At 74.4% G+C, this 16,541-nt stretch carries 13 protein-coding genes; 6 read left to right on the top strand and 7 right to left on the bottom strand.

Annotated features, from left to right (window positions below; genetic code table 11):
* Positions 1-19 precede the first annotated feature (19 nt).
* Entirely contained in the window at positions 20-2,401 is a 2,382-nt protein-coding gene (locus IE316_RS10400; protein ID WP_190203917.1) for a beta-xylosidase/alpha-l-arabinosidase, read from the top strand.
* A 54-nt stretch (positions 2,402-2,455) separates the two neighbouring features.
* Here the strand turns inward: IE316_RS10400 and IE316_RS10405 are convergent, their stop codons facing one another.
* Together IE316_RS10405 and IE316_RS10410 are read right to left on the bottom strand one after the other, a co-directional pair.
* Positions 2,456-3,643 carry a fumarylacetoacetate hydrolase family protein gene (locus tag IE316_RS10405; RefSeq protein ID WP_190203918.1) on the bottom strand — a complete coding sequence of 396 codons (1,188 nt, stop codon included), beginning with the start codon at positions 3,641-3,643 and terminating at the stop codon, positions 2,456-2,458.
* 49 nt (positions 3,644-3,692) lie between these two features.
* On the bottom strand, positions 3,693-5,429 hold the full coding sequence (locus IE316_RS10410) for an IlvD/Edd family dehydratase (protein WP_190203919.1): 1,737 nt from the start codon (positions 5,427-5,429) through the stop codon (positions 3,693-3,695).
* Positions 5,430-5,532: 103 nt separating this feature from the next.
* Here IE316_RS10410 and IE316_RS10415 point away from each other — a divergent pair, with 103 nt between their 5' ends.
* On the top strand, positions 5,533-6,276 hold the full coding sequence (locus tag IE316_RS10415; protein WP_190203920.1) for a FadR/GntR family transcriptional regulator: 744 nt from the start codon (positions 5,533-5,535) through the stop codon (positions 6,274-6,276).
* A 42-nt stretch (positions 6,277-6,318) separates the two neighbouring features.
* On the opposite strand, the gene IE316_RS10420 is transcribed toward IE316_RS10415, so the two are convergent.
* Positions 6,319-6,999, bottom strand: coding sequence for an NAD(P)H oxidoreductase (locus IE316_RS10420; RefSeq protein WP_190203921.1), 681 nt, complete (start codon positions 6,997-6,999; stop codon positions 6,319-6,321).
* 114 nt (positions 7,000-7,113) lie between these two features.
* On the opposite strand from IE316_RS10420, the gene IE316_RS10425 reads away from it, so the two are divergent.
* On the top strand, positions 7,114-8,094 hold the full coding sequence (locus IE316_RS10425; protein ID WP_190203922.1) for an AraC family transcriptional regulator: 981 nt from the start codon (positions 7,114-7,116) through the stop codon (positions 8,092-8,094).
* A gap of 199 nt (positions 8,095-8,293) precedes the next feature.
* Here IE316_RS10425 and IE316_RS10430 read toward each other — a convergent pair whose 3' ends face one another.
* Entirely contained in the window at positions 8,294-9,484 is a 1,191-nt protein-coding gene (locus tag IE316_RS10430; protein ID WP_190203923.1) for a cellulose-binding domain-containing protein, read from the bottom strand.
* A gap of 348 nt (positions 9,485-9,832) precedes the next feature.
* Here IE316_RS10430 and IE316_RS10435 point away from each other — a divergent pair, with 348 nt between their 5' ends.
* Positions 9,833-10,078 (top strand): DUF5133 domain-containing protein, encoded by a 246-nt coding sequence (locus tag IE316_RS10435; protein WP_190203924.1) that lies wholly within the window; start codon positions 9,833-9,835, stop codon positions 10,076-10,078.
* A gap of 24 nt (positions 10,079-10,102) precedes the next feature.
* On the opposite strand, the gene IE316_RS10440 is transcribed toward IE316_RS10435, so the two are convergent.
* Both IE316_RS10440 and IE316_RS10445 read right to left on the bottom strand, forming a co-directional pair.
* Positions 10,103-11,833 (bottom strand): SpoIIE family protein phosphatase, encoded by a 1,731-nt coding sequence (locus tag IE316_RS10440; RefSeq protein WP_190204198.1) that lies wholly within the window; start codon positions 11,831-11,833, stop codon positions 10,103-10,105.
* A gap of 453 nt (positions 11,834-12,286) precedes the next feature.
* Entirely contained in the window at positions 12,287-13,546 is a 1,260-nt protein-coding gene (locus tag IE316_RS10445) for an ROK family protein (RefSeq protein ID WP_229910315.1), read from the bottom strand.
* A gap of 199 nt (positions 13,547-13,745) precedes the next feature.
* Here IE316_RS10445 and IE316_RS10450 point away from each other — a divergent pair, with 199 nt between their 5' ends.
* Both IE316_RS10450 and IE316_RS10455 read left to right on the top strand, forming a co-directional pair.
* Positions 13,746-14,399: a ThuA domain-containing protein gene (locus IE316_RS10450; protein WP_373311157.1), complete on the top strand. Its 654-nt coding sequence runs from the start codon at positions 13,746-13,748 to the stop codon at positions 14,397-14,399.
* On the top strand, positions 14,384-15,544 hold the full coding sequence (locus IE316_RS10455) for a Gfo/Idh/MocA family protein (protein WP_190203926.1): 1,161 nt from the start codon (positions 14,384-14,386) through the stop codon (positions 15,542-15,544). The genes IE316_RS10450 and IE316_RS10455 overlap by 16 nt, the downstream gene beginning before the upstream one ends.
* 30 nt (positions 15,545-15,574) lie before the next feature.
* Here the strand turns inward: IE316_RS10455 and IE316_RS10460 are convergent, their stop codons facing one another.
* The gene (locus tag IE316_RS10460; RefSeq protein ID WP_190203927.1) at positions 15,575-16,537 is read right to left on the bottom strand and encodes a YihY/virulence factor BrkB family protein; all 963 of its coding nucleotides are present in this window, start codon (positions 16,535-16,537) and stop codon (positions 15,575-15,577) included.
* Positions 16,538-16,541: the final 4 nt, after the last annotated feature.

A 16,541-nucleotide genomic window follows, 5' to 3' on the forward strand; every position in this document is an offset into this window, starting at 1 on the left:
TGACGGGCGTGGGAGGAAAGTGAACGCCGAAGTGGCTGTAGAGAGCACCCCCGAGACGCCCCTGTGGAACGACCCCGCCCGGCCGGTCGCCGACCGGATCGACGCCCTGATCGGCGCGATGACCCTCCAGGAGAAGACCGCCCAGTTGTACGGGGTCTGGGTGGGCGCCTCCGACCAGGGCGGCGAGGTGGCCCCCCACCAGCACGACATGGAGGAGGCCGTCGACCTCGACGCCCTGCTGCCCACCGGACTGGGCCAACTGACCCGGCCGTTCGGCACGGTGCCGGTCGACCCCGCGCTGGGGGCGCTGTCCCTGGCCCGCACCCAGGCCCGGATCGCCGCCACCAACCGGTTCGGCATCCCCGCCCTCGCGCACGACGAGTGCCTGTCCGGCTTCGCCGCCTGGACCGCCACCGCCTACCCCGTGCCGCTGTCCTGGGGCGCCACCTTCGACCCGGACACGGTGCGGCGCATGGCCGCCGCCATCGGACGCGACATGCGCGCGGTCGGCCTCCACCAGGGACTCGCGCCCGTCCTGGACGTGGTGCGCGACGCCCGCTGGGGCCGGGTCGAGGAGACCATCGGCGAGGACCCGTACCTCGTCGGCACCATCGGGACGGCGTACGTCCAGGGCCTGGAGTCCGCCGGGATCGTCGCCACCCTCAAGCACTTCGCCGGCTACTCGGCCTCCCGGGCCGGCCGCAACCTCGCGCCCGCCTCGGTGGGCCCCCGGGAGCGCGCCGACGTGCTGCTGCCCCCGTTCGAGATGGCGATCCGCGAAGGCGCCGCCCGGTCGGTGATGAACGCCTACACCGACACCGACGGCGTGCCCTCGGCGGCCGACGAGGAACTCCTCACCGGGCTGCTGCGCGACACCTGGGGCTTCGACGGCACGGTGGTCGCCGACTACTTCGCCATCGCCTTCCTGAAGACCCTGCACGGCGTCGCGGCCGACTGGGCCGGCGCGGCCGGCGCGGCGCTGCGGGCGGGCATCGACGTCGAACTGCCCAACGTCAAGACCTACGGGGCGCCGCTGGCCGAGGCCGTGGCCGACGGCCGGATACCGGAGGCGCTGGTCGACCGCGCCGTGCGCCGGGTCCTCACCCAGAAGGCGGCGCTCGGGCTGCTCGACGCCGACTGGGACCCGCTGCCGGCCGGCCTGGCCGGGGCGGACCTGGACGACCCCGACGCCCTGCGCGGCCGGATCGACCTGGACGGCCCGGAGAACCGCGCGCTGGCCCGCACGGTCGCCGAGAAGGCGGTGGTGCTGCTGAGCAACGACGGCACCCTGCCGCTGGCCGGGCCCCGCCGCATCGCCCTGGTCGGACCCAACGCCGACGAACCCACCGCCGTCCTGGGCTGCTACTCCTTCCCCCAGCACATCGGCGTCCGCCACCCCGGCACCGCGGTCGGCATCGAACTGCCCACGCTGCGCGAGACGCTCGCCGCCGAGTTCCCCGACGCCGAGATCACCGTCGCGCGCGGCACCGGCGTCGACGACGGGGACCTCTCCGGGCTCGCCGAGGCCGCCCGGGTGGCCCGCGAGGCCGATGTCGCCGTGGTGGTGCTCGGCGACCGGGCCGGCCTGTTCGGGCGGGGCACCAGCGGCGAGGGCTGCGACGTGGGCACGCTGGCGCTGCCCGGCGCGCAGCAGCGGCTCCTCGACACCCTGCTGGACCTGGACACACCCGTGATCACCGTGCTGATCGCGGGACGCCCGTACGCGCTGGGCCGGGCCGTGGCGGAGTCCGCCGCGATCGTGCAGTCCTTCTTCCCCGGCGAGGAGGGCACGCACGCGATCGCCGGGGTGCTCAGCGGCCGTACCGAGCCCTCCGGGCGCCTCCCGGTCAGCGTGCCGCGCGAGCCGGGCTCCCAGCCGGCCACCTATCTCGGGCCGCGGCTCGCGCACGCCGGTGAGGTGTCCAGCGTCGACCCGACCCCGGCGTTCGCCTTCGGGCACGGCCTGTCCTACACGCGGTTCGACTGGACGGACCTGACCGTGGACGCCGAGCGGGCCCCGACGGACGGCGAGTTCACCCTCGCCTTCACCGTCCGCAACACCGGCGCGCGGGCCGGGACCGAGGTCGTCCAGCTCTATCTGCACGACCCGGTCGCCTCCGTCGTGCAGCCGGTGCAGCGCCTCATCGGCTACCACCGGCTCGACCTGCGGCCGGGCGAGGCCCGGCGGCTGCGGGTCACCGTCCCCGCCGACCTCGCCTCCTTCACCGGGCGCGACGGCCGGCGCGTCGTCGAACCCGGCGAGCTGGAGCTGCGACTGGCCGCCTCCAGCGCCGCGCCCCGACTGACGGCCAGGGTCACGCTGACCGGAGCCGAACGGCACGTGGACCACACCCGGCGTCTGCACGCCACCATCGTGCCGGAGCCGCCCGCCCGGAGCTGAACCGGGCGCGGGACCGACCGCCCCGGCGCCCGCCGAGGCGGTCGGCCGCCGGGCTCACAGCACCCCGCGCCGGGCCAGGCCGCGCATCAGCTCCCGTACCCCGTACGTCCACGGCGGGGCCTGCTCGCTGGGGACGACGGTGTTGACCAGGGCGCCGAGCCGGGGACTGGAGATCCGTACGACATCGCCGTACTCGTGGGTGAAGCCGCCGCCGGGGGTGTGCCGGTCCTCGGTGGGGGCGAACAGCGTCCCGGTGAACAGCACGAAGCCGTCCGGGTACTGGTGGTGCGGACCGTGGGTGGCGGCCACCAGGTCCAGTACGTCACGGCTGATCTCGCGCAGCGAACTGCTGCCCCGCAGCACATAGCCGTCCGGGCCGTCCACCCGCAGCTCGATGTCGAGGGTACGGACGGCGTCCAGGCCGAAGCCGTCGTCGAGCAGGCGGACGAACGGGCCGATCGCGCAGGAGGCGTTGTTGTCCTTGGCGCGGGAGAGCAGCAGGGCGCTGCGGCCCTCGATGTCGCGGAGGTTGACGTCGTTGCCGAGGGTGGCGCCGCGCACCCGGCCGCGCGAGTCCACCACGAGGACGGCCTCGGGCTCGGGGTTGTTCCACACCGAGGCGCCGAGCACACCGATGTCGGCGCCGGTGCCCACCGCGGACAGCACCGGTGCCTTGGTGAACACCTCCGGGTCCGGGCCGATGCCGACCTCCAGGTACTGCGACCACAGTCCTTCGGCGACGAGCAGTTCCCTGGCCCGTTCCGCTTCCGGGGAGCCGGGGCGGACGCCGTCGAGCGCGCCGCCGATCACCTCCCCGACGCGGGCCCGCACTCGTGCCGCCCGCGCCGGGTCGCCGCCCGTGCGCTCCTCGATGACGCGTTCCAGCAGGCTCCGGGCGAAGGTGACGCCCGCGGCCTTGATGACCTGGAGGTCGACGGGGGCGAGCAGGTGCGGCACGTCGCGGCGCCCGGCCGGTGCCCGGAGCAGTTCCTCCAGACGCCAGGTGCGGCCGCCGTCGGCCTCGCGGACGACGGCCGCCGCGTCGTCGCGTTCCATGAGGTCGGAGACGGTGGGGGCGACGGCGGTCAGGTCGACGAGGTGCTCGCCGCGGACCGCGGCCACGCACGGCCCGTCCGCTTCCGGGTCGTGGACCCGGGCGACGAGGGCGGCCCGGCCGGCGTCCTCGGGCAGGACGGAGCCGGGGGTGAGGAGCGGACGGGGGCGCGCTGCTGCCGGTTCCACGGTCGGGTGCTCTCCTGGGGGCGGGGGGCGTGGGCGCTCGGGGGCGGGTTCAGTGGGAGTCGCGGGGGACCTCGTGGCCCCGGCTGCCGCGCAGGAAGCCGAAGTCGGCGCCCCGGTCGGCCTGTTCCACGTGCTGCGTGTAGAGCCAGGTGTAGCCGCCGGTGTGCCGTTCGGCGGGCGCCTTCCACTCCTGGCGGCGCCGGGCGAGCTCGGCGTCGTCCACGTCCAGGCGCAGGGTGCGGCGGGGGACGTCGAGGACGACCGGGTCGCCGTCGCGCACCAGGGCGAGCGGTCCGCCGACGGCGGCCTCGGGCGCCACGTGCAGCACCACGGTGCCGTAGCCGGTGCCGCTCATCCGGCCGTCGCAGATCCGCACCATGTCGGTGACGCCGGCCTTCAGCAGCTTGGCGGGCAGCGGGACGTTGGAGACCTCGGGCATGCCCGGGTAGCCCTTGGGGCCGGCGTTGCGGATGACGATGACGGTGTTCTCGTCGACGTCGAGGTCCGGGTCGTCGGCCACCTCGTGGTAGGACTCGGGGGAGTCGAAGACCCGCGCGGGGCCGCGGTGGGTGAGCAGGTGCGGTGAGGCGGCCGACTGCTTGATCACGGCACCGTCGGGGCACAGGTTGCCGCGCAGCACGGCGATGCCGGTGCCGGCGGGCTGGAAGGGGGCGTCGAGGCCGGTGATGACGTCGGTGCCGACGCGTTCGGCGTGCTCGGTGTTCTCGGCGACGGTGCGTCCGGTGACCGTGACCGGGTCGCCGTGCAGCAGCCCGCCGCGGAGCAGCTCGGCCATGACGGCGGGCAGTCCGCCCGCGTAGCAGAAGTCCTCCATCAGGTACTTGCCGCTGGGCATCAGATTGACCAGGGTCGGCACCGCGCGGACCAGGTCGTCGAAGTCCCGCAGGTCCAGGTCCACGCCGACCCGGCCGGCGATGGCGGTCAGGTGGATCACGGCGTTGGTGGAGCCGCCGATGGCCGCGTTGACCCGGACGGCGTTCTCGAACGCCTCCCGGGTCAGGATGTGCGAGGGCCGCAGGTCCTCCTCCACCATCCGGACGATGCGCTGCCCCGCCGCCTGCGCGGTCTCCATCCGCCGGGAGTCCACCGCGGGCCAGGCCGCCGAGCCCGGCAACTGCATGCCGAGCGCCTCGGCCAGGCAGGCCATCGTCGAGGCGGTGCCCATGGTCATGCAGTGCCCGTTGGAGCGGGCCATGCAGCCCTCGGCGAAGAAGCACTCCTCCTCGGTCATCCGGCCGGTCTTCAGGTCCTCCTCGAACTTCCACACATGGGTGCCGGACCCCACGTCCTGCCCCCGGTACTTGCCGTTGAGCATCGGGCCGCCGGTGACCATGACGGCGGGCAGGTCGACGCTGGCGGCGCCCATGAGCATGGCGGGCGTCGTCTTGTCGCAGCCGGACAGCAGCACCACGCCGTCCAGCGGATTGGCCCGGATCAGCTCCTCGACCTCCATGGCCATCAGGTTGCGGTACAGCATGGCGGTGGGGCGCATCAACGTCTCGCCGGTGGCCATGGTGGGGAACTGCAGCGGGAAGCCGCCGGCCTGCCACACACCGCGTTTGACGGCCTCGGCGACGCGGGTCAAGTGGGCGTTGCACGGGGCGAGTTCGGAGGCGCTGGTCGCGATGCCGATGACCGGGCGCCCGTCGAACACCTCGTGCCCGAACCCCTGGTTGCGCATCCACGAGCGGTACACCATCCCGCCGCGGCCCCGTGCGCCGAACCATGCCTGGCTGCGTCGGTTCCTCTGCTGACCTTCGGTCATACGGCACTCCCGTGGCTCTGGCGTCGTCCGCTCCGCGAGGGGCGCTGTCGGGCACGGACCCGGGGGCCGTACCCTGTCACGCAATCATTAAATGATTCGATGAATGGCGTCCAGGGGGCGGGCAGAGATCGTGGTGCACTTCCGGACCATGCACCAGCGCGTGGTCGACGAACTCGGGCGGCGGATCGCGGCCGGCGCCTGGCGGCCGGGGGAGGCGCTGCCGGTCGAGGACGCCCTCGCCGCCGAACTCGGCGTCAGCAGGGGAGCGCTGCGGGAGGCGGTCAAGGCGCTGGAGGCCAAGGGGATGCTGCGGGTGCGCCCGCGCACCGGCACGCGCGTGCTGCCCGCCGGGCAGTGGAACCACCTCGACCGTGACGTGCTGCGGTGGCAGCAGGCCGGGGACGCCGCGGCCCTGCTGCGCGACACCGGTGAACTGCGCCGGATCGTCGAGCCCGAGGCGGCCCGGCTCGCCGCCGGCCGGGCCGGCCCCGACGACGTACGGGTCCTGGACGAGTACCTGGCGGCCATGGAGGCCGCTGCCGCCGAACCCGGTCGCCGCGGGTACGTCGAGGCCGACACCGCCTTCCACCGCGCGCTGCTCGACGCCAGCGGCAACCGCCTCCTCGGCTCACTGGGCCGCGCCCTCGACATCGCCCTGGAGCACAGCTTTCTGGTCAGCACCCGCACCCCCGGCGCGGTGGAAGCCTCGCTGCCGCGCCACCGTGCCGTGGTCCGCGCCATAGCGGCCCGCGATCCGGGGGCCGCGGCGGCCGCGATGCTGACCATCGTCGAGGCCGCCGCACAGGAGATCGCCCGCTCGCCCGCGCGACCGGGCGAGGCCGACTGACCGCCGGGCCCGGTCCGGCCGGCCCGCGGTGGGCGCCGGCGGTCAGGCCGGCACGGACTCCTCGGCCAGGAACTTCTCCACGTACTCCAGCGCGAGCTGGTCGAAGGCCGCGTACTGCGCCTCTCGCTCGGCGCCCGCCACCGCGTCGCCGATCCGCAGATTGCCCTCGGCGTCGACCCGCTGCGGACGCTCCTCGGCATCGGTGAGCAGGCCGACGGCGGAGTGGGCGAAACCGCAGTAGTAGGCGATGCCCTCGCTCAGATTGGTCTCCAGGATCTTCCGCATCCCCTCCGTGACGAGGTCGTCGGCGGTGGCGCCGGCCAGGCCCAGCCACAGGATGCGCTTGCCGGCCAGGCGGGGCTTGCTGCGGCCGTAGGCGAACCCGTAGTTCCACACCCGGTCGATCCAGCCCTTGAGGAGGGCGGGCACGCTCTGCCAGTACACCGGGAAGACGGCGACGACGACATCGGCGTCCAGCACGCGCCGCATATGGGCGTGCACTTCGTCCGAGTACCGCTTGTCCCGGTCGCCCCAGTCCGGCTGGTCCGCCACCGTCATGCGCGGGTCGAACCCCTCGGCGCGCAGATCGAGCAGGTCGATGCGGTAGCCGGCGGCTTCGAGCCGGGCGGCGGCACGGCGGGCGGTGTGCGCGGTGAGGGAATCGGCGCGGTGGTGCGCGACGACGACGAGGGCGGTTCTGGCACGGCTGTCCTGCTGCGGCACGGTGTCTCCCGGATGGCCCGTTCGATCGGTTGATGAACTCAGTACAGCCCGGGCGGCATGGATGATCCATGGGAGAAGCCCTCCAGAACATAGGAGAACGTCTACGGTGGGTCCGTGGATCTGCTGAGTTCGCTGCTGAGCGGCATCCGGGCCGAGGGCTCGGTCCTCACCCGCGCCGTGCTGACGGTGCCCTGGACCATCCGCTTCACCGACGCCGTGCCGCTCACCATGGTCAGCGTGCTGCGCGGCGGCGGCACCCTGCTGCTGCCCGACGGCACCGAGCGCGCGGTCGGCGCGGGCGACACCGCCATCGTGCGCGGCCCCGGACCCTTCCACCTCGCCGACCGGCCCGCCACCGCGCGCGGCCCGCACACCGCGTACGAGATCGCCTGCTTCACCGAGCCCAAGGAGCCCACCGCCCAGGCACTGACCGGCATCCGCTGGGGCACCGACTCGGCGGCGGCCACCGCGCTGATCGTCGGCGCCTACCGCGCCTCGGACCACCGCCACGAGCGGCTCCTGCGGGCGCTGCCGCCCGTCCTGGTGGTCGAGGAGGACGCCGAGGTCTGCGCCTGGCTGGAGACGGCCGCCGCCGACGCCGCGGCGCACACCCCCGGGTCGCAGGCGCTGATGGACCGGCTGCTCGACTGGGCCCTGGTGTGCACGCTGCGCACCTGGTTCGACCGGGCGGGCGCCGACGCGCCCGTCTGGTACCGGGGCCTGGCCGACCCGGTCCTGGGCCCGGCCCTGCGGGCCTTCCACGACCGGCCCGCCGAGCCGTGGACGGTGGCCTCGCTGGCCGCCCGGTCCGGTGTCTCCCGGGCGCTGTTCGCCAAGCGCTTCACGCAGTTGATGGGCTGTCCGCCCCTCGCCTACCTCACCGAGTGCCGCCTGGACGAGGCCACCGCACTGCTGACCGGCACCGACCTGAGCATCGGCCGGATCGCCCGGTCCGTCGGCTACGCGGACGCCTTCGGGTTCAGCGCCGCGTTCAAACGCCACAAGGGGATGAGCCCCAGCGCGTTCCGCGCCACGGCGGCTCCGGCGGACCCCGGCCCGCCCGCCCGGGGCGAGCCGGCGCCGTGCGGGCGATGACGCCCCCTCCGTCACCGCCCTCGGCAACGGCCCGCCGGGCACGGGGACGCGCCTCGACCTGCGGTCGGCGACCGGCACGGGGCGCTCGTCCTGCGGTCAGCAGCCGGTACGGCAACGCGCTCGCCCCCGGTCAGCAGCCGGTACGGGAACGCGCTCGCCCCCGGTCAGCAGCCGGTACGGGAACGCGCTCGGCCCCCGGTCAGCAGCCGATGGGCGAGGAGTCGACGGCCACGTCGTCGAACCACAGGGTGTCGTCTCCCGATCCGTAGCTCTCCCAGCCCAGCTTCAGCGCGGTCGGCCGGGGCGGCGTGGTGCGGGCGAGCCACTGCTGGTCGATGTCCTGGGTGGGGACGCCGTCGGCGTGCAGACCCGGGACCTGTTCGGTGCCGAGCCAGGTGTCCAGGCCGGGAGCGGTGGTGTCGATGGCGAACCGCAGGCACTGCCAGCTCCCGGTCGGCAGCGGCCGGCTCAGCGCCACCCCGGCCGGGCTCTGCGCGGGCAGCGTGGCGTCGTCGCTCTCCCGGTTCCACTGCAGGGCGCCGTTCTGGCCGCCCACGCGCAGGCTGCGCCCGCCCTGGGAGGAGTCGGGCAGCGAGACGAAGGTGACGTGCGCGGAGGGCAGCGCGGTGGTGTGCCGCACCCACATCCGTACGTACATCACCGGACCGACCGCGGACAGGTCCGCCATGGAGCTGACGAAGGCGTGGTTGCAGTAGCCCGCCTTGCCGTCGACGCGCACCGACCTGCTGCCGCTGTGCGCGACCGCGGTGTCCACGGCGGCCGTGCCCGTGCCCTGGCAGTCGGGTGCGGTGAAGCGCCAGGTGCCGGACGGCGCGGAGCCGGTCTGGTCCTCGAAGTCCGTGCAGATCACGGCCGATCCGTCGCAGTCCGAGGCGGGCGGCGGCGTGGTCGGCGGCGGGGTGGTGGGCGGTGGCGTGGTGGGGGGAGGGGTGCCGTTGACGGCGCAGGGCACGCCGTTGAGGGCGAAGTCGCTGGGCGTGGGGGCGGACGTGCGCCAGGTTCCCTGGAGGCCGAAGTCGGCGGTGCCGCCCGTGGCCAGCGCGCCGTTCCAGTTGGTGTTCACGGCGACGACGGAGCTGCCGGTCTGGGTGACGGTGGCGTTCCACGCCGAGGTCACCTGCTGGTCACCGGCGTGCGTCCAGGTCAGACGCCAGCCGGTGAGGGCCGGGCCGAGGTTGGTGATCTTGAGCTGCGCGGTGTAGCCGCCCGTCCACTGGTTCACGGTGTAGTCGACCCGGCAGCCGGACTCCGCGCCGCTGGCCGTCAGGGCGGTCAGGCCGGACGCGAGCAGGGCGACGGCCGCGAGCAGCGCCGCGACCGTCCAGGAGCGGCGTGGGCGGCGCGGTAAGCGCCGGAGAAGGGCGCGCATGGGATACCTCCGGTGAGGAGAAGGGCCGGGGGAGCGGTCCCGTCCCGGGGTGGAGAGCCAGGGGCGGAGGACCGGGGTGGGAGCGCTCCCACGAAATCCGTCGGTCCGAGAACGTACACCGGTGCGTCCACCGCGGCCAGGGATAGGACCGCCGAACTGTTTCGGCGTACGCCGGCCGCCGCCCCCGGCCCCGGCGGTTAGGGACGGCGGGTCCCGGACTCCGGGGGCATGGATTCCCCCGCACGGGGCATTCGAGCGCTGATCGACGTGCCCGGTGGTGAGCCGTGGTGCCGGTTCCGCACGGCGCGGTCGGCCGCCTGCGGAGGGAAGTGGAGGAGAGGGGTCACCGTGATCATTCCGGCGGAGAAGGAACTGCGTGCCGTACTGGCCCGATTCGCTCAGGCGCGGATCGAGCACGACGTGTGCCCCACCGGCCGCACCAGCCGGGCCCTGGAGGACGCGACGTACACCCTGTGCGTGCTCACCGGAGCCCGCACCGCCGAGCAGGCCCTGCTCGCTGCCGACGCGCTGCTGGAGCGGTACCGCGCGAACCGGCCGAGCGGCGTCCAGGAGGAGGAGACGCTGGCCGCCTAGCCGCCCCTCGACGCGGGCCCCTGCCTAGGTCGTGGCGGGGGCCCGCAGGGTGAACAGGACCACGTCGTCGTCGTTGCCCGCGGGCCGGACCCGGTGCAGGAGCTGGTCGGTGAAGGCCGGCAGGGGACGGTGGACGAGGGCCGCGGCGTGCCGGCGCAGCCGGTACAGGCCCTCGTCGAGGGAGTGGCCCGGGGCCTCGATCAGGCCGTCGGTGTAGAGCAGCAGGGTGGACCCCGGCGGGAGCGCGGCGGTCGCGTCGGGCCGTGGCTGGTGGGTGCCGGTGCCCAGCAGGATGCCGTGCCCGTCCGTCAGGTAGTGGGCCAGGCCGTCGTGGGTGACCAGCAGCGGCGGCGGATGACCGGCGTTGGTCCAGGACAGGAACCACTGGCCGTCGTCCGTCTTGTCGACCCGGCCGAAGATCATGGTGGCCATGGGGACGTCGGCGATGTGCATGACCGCCTGGTCGAGCCGTTCGACGATGCGGCTGGCAGGCTCCTGCTGGATCCAGGCGTAGGCGCGGACGATGTTGCGCAGTTGCGCCATCCCGGCCGCGGCGTCCAGGTCGTGCCCGACGACGTCCCCGACCGCGAGGGCGGTGGCACCGTCGGAGAGCGGAAAGGCGTCGTACCAGTCCCCGCCCACCTGGGAGGCGTCCGGCGCGGGCAGATAGCGGGCGGCCATCTCCAGGCCGGGCACCTGCGGCAGTTGCGGCAGCAGATGGCGCTGCATGGTCTCGGCGACCTTGCGCTGGCGCTGGTAGAGGCGGGCGTTGTCCAGGGCGAGACCGGCGCGGCGGGCGATGTCCTCCAGCAGGGCGAGGTCGGCCGGGGTGAAGGGCTGCGGTGTCTCGGAGCGGCCCAGGGTCACCGCGCCCAGCACCTCGCGGGCGCTGCGCAGCGGCACGATGGCCGCGGAGTGCATGCCGGTCGCCTTGAACAGACGGCGCTGTTCGGCCGTGATCCCGGAATCCGGCGGCTGCTGGTACGTCCCCGGGCCGGCCAGGGTGGAGGCGACCCCGCGCAGCGCCCGGGACAGGGGCATCGTGGAGTGCTGCGGGACCGGCGGCATCGGGCCCTGGAGTTCCTCGTGGTACGTGACGGCACCGTTCTCGGCGTGGGCCACGACGGCCCGCCACACCTCGTCGCGTTCCCTGATCAGGTCGACGATCACCCAGTCCGCCAGCCGTGGCACCACCAGCGACACGAGCCGGTGCACCGTCTCGTCGGCGTCCAGGGTGGAGGTCAGCCGCGTGGTCGTCTCGGCCAGCAGCGCCAGCCGCTCCAGCTCCGACAGCGGCCGCGCCACCCGCTCCGCCGACCCGCTCGGCGGTTCGACGATCTCGGGGCTGTGGAACAGCACCAGGGTCACCCGCTCGTGGTCGACGAGGCCCCGCGGGTCCAGGGGAGTGGTCATCCAGGAGACGGGCAGTGTGCTGCCGTCCCCGCGGGCGAACCACTCCCGCTCCGCCTGGGCCGGCCGGCCCGCGAGGAAGGTCGGCCGCATCGCGCACCGCGCCCTGGACATCGGCTGGCCGTGCGCGTCGCGGTGCAGCAGGTCGTGCGCGTCGTGGCCGACGAGTTCCGTGGCGGACCGGGCCAGCACGTGTTCGGCGAGGGCGTTGACGGCGATGATGCGGCCCTGCTCGTCGACGGCGTAGGCCGCCGTGCCCAGGGCGCCCAGGACCGCGACGAGCTTCGGGTCCGTCCCCCCGGACGGGGGCCCGGACACAGTGCCCGCGGAATCCGGTACGGTCATCCGCTTCGCCTCCTCGTACGCCGGCCGGTCACCGTCTGCCCTCATTCTGCGTCCTGTCCCGGGTGCCCACTGCCCGTAGGGAGGCAGCCACACGCGCGTGCCGACTCGCCGTGACCTTACCGGTGCGGCCGGTGACGGCGGCCGCCCGCCCCGGTCGTCGAGCGGCTCGCCCCTGCCAGGGGGTCCGTGCCTGGTCGGCGTGGGGTGCGTCGGCGTCGCTCTGGTCCGCGCCACCCAGGCCCGCGCCACCCTCGCCCGCGCCTGCGGAACGCGTCCGCGCCACCCTCGTCCGCGCCGCGCACGCCCACACCGTACGCTCCCGCGCGGCACGCATCCGTGCCGCCCGCGTCCGCGCCGCGCACGCCGCGCGTTCCCCGCGCCGCCCCGCTCGCACGGCGCGCACTACACGGCCGCGAGCCCCCGCCCCTGTGGGACACCGCCGAGCCGGGCCGATCAGACCGCGGGCGGCGTGGTGGTGGCGATCGCCGCCGTGTGGCGGGCGGGGTCGCGGGAGGTGGAGACGCCGAGGCCGGCCAGGAAGCCCTCCAGGGCGAAGATGCCGGCGCCGAGACTGATCGGGTTGCCGGTGAGGGCGGACGTCTCGAAGCGGACGCTGTGGAAGGCGGGGGCGAAGGTGTGCCGGGCGGCCAGCGCGGTCGCCGCGGGGACCAGCCAGCGGCCGAGCAGGGCGGTCACCCAGCCGCCCAGTACGACGACGGCCGGGTCGAGCATGTTGACAAGCGTGCCGATCCCGACGCCGAGGTAGCGGGCGGTCTGCCGCAGCACCGCCTCCGCGACCGGGTCCCCGGCCGCCAGCGCTTCGGCCAGGGCGGTGATGGTGGCCGTCTGGCTGTCCGGCCGCAGCAGGGGACTGCCGGGCACCCGCTCGCGCAGTTGCCGCATGATGCCGGGCGCCCCGACGTACGCCTCCAGGCAGCCGCGGTTGCCGCACCGGCACGGCCGGCCGTCGATGACGACGGTGGAGTGGCCCCACTCGCCGGCGGCGTTGCCGGTGCCGCGCACCAGGGTGCCGCCGACCGCGAACCCGGCCCCCACGCCGGTGCCGAGGGTGACGACCGCGAGGTCGCGGGCGTCGCGGCCGGCGCCGAACCACAGCTCGGCCATGGTGCTCGCCTTCAGCGGGTTGTCCAGGTAGAGCGGCAGCGGCAGGCGCGGGGACAGCAGCTCGATGAAGGGCACCTGCCGCCAGGCGAAGTTGGGCGCGAACACCGACACCCCGCCGGCCCGGTCGATCCGGCCGGGCACGCTGACGCCGATGCCGACCACGTCGGCGCGCGGGACGCCGGCCGTGCCGAGCACGGCGCCGACCCCCCGTTCGATGCGGTCGATGACGTCGCCGGGGTGGTTGTGCCCGGTGTCCAGGGCCTGCCGGTCGGAGGCACGCGGCTGCAGGGCCAGGTCGAACACGTCGGTCTGGACGTACGTCTCGGACACGTCGACGCCGACCACGAAGCCGCGGGCGGGGTTCACGGCGAGCCGGGCGCGGGGGCGTCCGCCGCCGGAGTCCTCGGTGCAGACCTCGCCGATCACTCCCCAGTCCAGGAGTTCGCTGACGACCGTGGCCACGGTCGGGGTGCTCAGACCGGAGGCCGAGGCGAGGGAGGACCGGCTGGCGGAGCCGAGCGCGTAGATCTGGTGCAGCACCTCGAACCGGCTGGCCCGGCGCACATCACGGGAGGAACGTATGCCCACGGCGATCAGTCTTCCAGGCGCGGACCGCGATCGGGCACCCGTCGGGCGAGGCGGCCGCGAACCGTCATCGGCGCTCGCGGTCTTGACGCTGTCCCGGGGGCTGGTTAGCGTCGCCAGCACTTCGTCTGACGGTTGAACGATGGGTCAGGCGAAGCCCTGGACCCGGCAGCGATGGGAGCGTGCGACGCCCGTGACCGGTATACCGAACCGCCGTGCGCTGGTGGTCCGTGGCGGCTGGGAGGGCCACGACCCCGTCACCATCACCGACCTCTTCCTGCCGTTCCTCAAGGACCGGGGTTACGCGGTGGAGACCGCGGACGACCTCGCGGTCTACGAGGACGCCGAACGGCTGGCCGCCACCGACCTGGTGGTGCAGTGCTGGAGCATGGGGGAGATCACCGCCGAGCAGAGCCGGAACCTGTCGGCGGCCGTACGGGCCGGCACCGGCTTCGCCGGCTGGCACGGCGGCATCGTCGACGCGTTCCGCGGCGACCTGGACTACTTCCTGCTGACCGGCGGCCAGTTCCTCATGCACCCGCCCGGCTTCGTCGACCACGTGGTGAACCCGGTGCCCGAGCGGTCCGGCCACCCGGTGCTGAGCGGCATCGGCGACTTCCGGGTGCACACCGAGCAGTACTGGGTCGCCACCGACCCGTCCATCGACGTCCTCGCCACCACCACCTTCACCGAGGACGCGGACCACGACACCCCCGTCGTCATGCCCGCGGTGTGGACCCGCCGGCACGGCACCGGACGCGTCTTCGTGTCGACCATCGGCCACAAGGCGGACGACTTCGACGTCCCCGAGGTGCGCGCGCTCACCGAGCGGGGACTGCTGTGGGCGAGCCGGTGAGCACGCTGCGCATCGGCATGGTGGGCGCCGGCAACATCAGCGGCCAGTACCTCGCCACCCTGGCCCGGACACCGAACCTGCGGCTGACCGCGGTGACCGACCTCGACCCGGCGCGCGCCGCGCGGGCGGCGGCGGGCACCGGCGCCGTAGTGGCCGAGGACCTGCCCGGACTCCTCGCGCACGACGACGTGGACGCCGTGCTCAACCTGACCGTGCCGGCCGCGCACGCCGAGGTCGCGCTGGCCGCGATCGCCGCGGGCAAGCACGTCTACGGCGAGAAACCGCTGGCCGCCGACCGTGCGGAGGCGTCCGCCGTGCTCGCCGCGGCGCGCGCGGCCGGGGTCCGCGTCGGCTGCGCGCCGGACACCGTGCTCGGCACCGGCGTCCAGACCGCCCGCCGGGCCGTCGACGACGGACTGATCGGCACTCCCGTGGCGGCGACGGCGTTCATGACCGTCCCCGGACACGAGAGCTGGCACCCCGACCCGGAGTTCTACTACCGGCCGGGCGGCGGGCCGCTGCTCGACATGGGCCCGTACTACCTGTCCGCGCTGGTCCACCTGCTGGGCCCGGTCACCGCGGTCACCGGGGCCGGCTCCGCGCCGCGCGCCGAGCGGGAGATAGGCAGCGGCCCGCGCGCCGGGCAGCGCTTCCCCGTCCAGGTCGACACCCATGTCACCGGCATCCTGCGGCACGCGGGCGGCGCCCTGTCCACCCTGGTGATGAGCTTCGACGTGCACGCCTCCCGGCTGCCCCGGATCGAGGTGTACGGCACCGAGGGCTCGCTGTCCGTCCCCGACCCCAACCACTTCGACGGGCAGGTCGAGCGGTACGCCGCCGACCAGCGGGAGTGGCAACCCCTGCCGGTGTCCGCCGGGTACCGGGATGCCGGACGCGGGACGGGACTGGCCGATCTGGCGGACGCCCTCGCCGCCGGAACACCGCACCGCGCCTCCGCGGAACTGGCCGCGCACGTACTGGAGGTGATGCTCGGCCTGCTGGACTCGGCCGACCAGGGCCGCACCCTGCCGGTCACCGCCTGCCCGCGACCCGCCCCGGTCGACCTGACACCCACCGGCGCGGACACCGACCTGGACAGCGGCGCGGACACCGTGCCGGGCCCGCGCACCGCCGCCCCCCGGTAGGCCCGTCACCCTCGGCCCGGTCCTGGGGTGTCAGGGGCCCGAGCCGGGGTCGGGGTGGACGGGGTCGCTCAGACCGGCCCGCGCCGCCTCCAGTTGGGCGGCGAACGCGATGCCCAGGAACAGCGCGACCCCGGTGAGGTTGGCCCACAGCAGCAGAGCCACGAACGCCGTGAGCGGGCCGTACACCGCGCCGAAGGAACCGCTCTTGGCGACGTACAGGGTCAGCAGCCAGGTGGCGCCGACCCACAGCACCAGGTGCACGGCCGAACCGAACGCCAGCCAGGTGTACCCCGGCTGGTCGCGCCGCGGTGACCAGCGGAAGATGACCGCGGAGGCGATCCAGGCGAGCACCGCGCCGAGCGGGAACCGCAGGGCCGACCACCAGACCGGCATCCGCGACCAGCCGAACGCCTCGGCCGTCGACCGGCCCACCGCCTCGCCCGCCACCAGGACGAGGAACCCCAGCACCATGGGGACACCCGCGGCGAAGGCGAGCAGCAGGGCCCTGCCGTACTTCGCCGGGAAGGGCCGGTCGCGTTCGATGCCGTAGATGCGGTTGGCACCGCGCTCCACCTGGCCCATGGCGGAGGCCAGGTTGAGCACCGAGAAGGCGAGGCCGAGCCAGAGCGCGACCGTGCTCCACACATCGGAGTGGGCACTGCGCCGGGTCCCGGCCAGCACCTCCTCGACCACCTCCGCACTGGCGCCGGGCACGATCCGTCCGGCGGTCAGCTCGATGATCCTGCCGACGCTCTCGGTGTGCGCGGCGGTGGCGACCCCCACCAGGGCGATGGTGAAGGGCACCATGCCGAGCACGATCTGGAAGCCGAGGCCGCGCGCGTTGGTGAAGCCGTCGGCGTACCGGAACCGCGCGAACGCGTCGGCGAGCAACTGCGCCCGTCCGTAGCGGCGCAGTGCGGTGAGGGCCTCGTCGCCGGAGAGCTCCTCCCCGATCATGTCCCGGGTCTGCGGAACGTGTGTGACCGTCCCCATCGTC

This window comes from Streptomyces fumanus (assembly GCF_014655295.1).
GTDB lineage: Bacteria > Actinomycetota > Actinomycetes > Streptomycetales > Streptomycetaceae > Streptomyces > Streptomyces fumanus.

Coding starts and splice junctions, on each gene's coding strand:
- IE316_RS10430 (WP_190203923.1), bottom strand. CDS start 9,484: ATGCGCGCCCTTCTCCGGCGCTTACCGCGCCGCCCACGCCGCTCCTGG.
- IE316_RS10440 (WP_190204198.1), bottom strand. CDS start 11,833: ATGACCGTACCGGATTCCGCGGGCACTGTGTCCGGGCCCCCGTCCGGG.
- IE316_RS10415 (WP_190203920.1), top strand. CDS start 5,533: ATGGCGTCCAGGGGGCGGGCAGAGATCGTGGTGCACTTCCGGACCATG.
- IE316_RS10410 (WP_190203919.1), bottom strand. CDS start 5,429: ATGACCGAAGGTCAGCAGAGGAACCGACGCAGCCAGGCATGGTTCGGC.
- IE316_RS10460 (WP_190203927.1), bottom strand. CDS start 16,537: ATGGGGACGGTCACACACGTTCCGCAGACCCGGGACATGATCGGGGAG.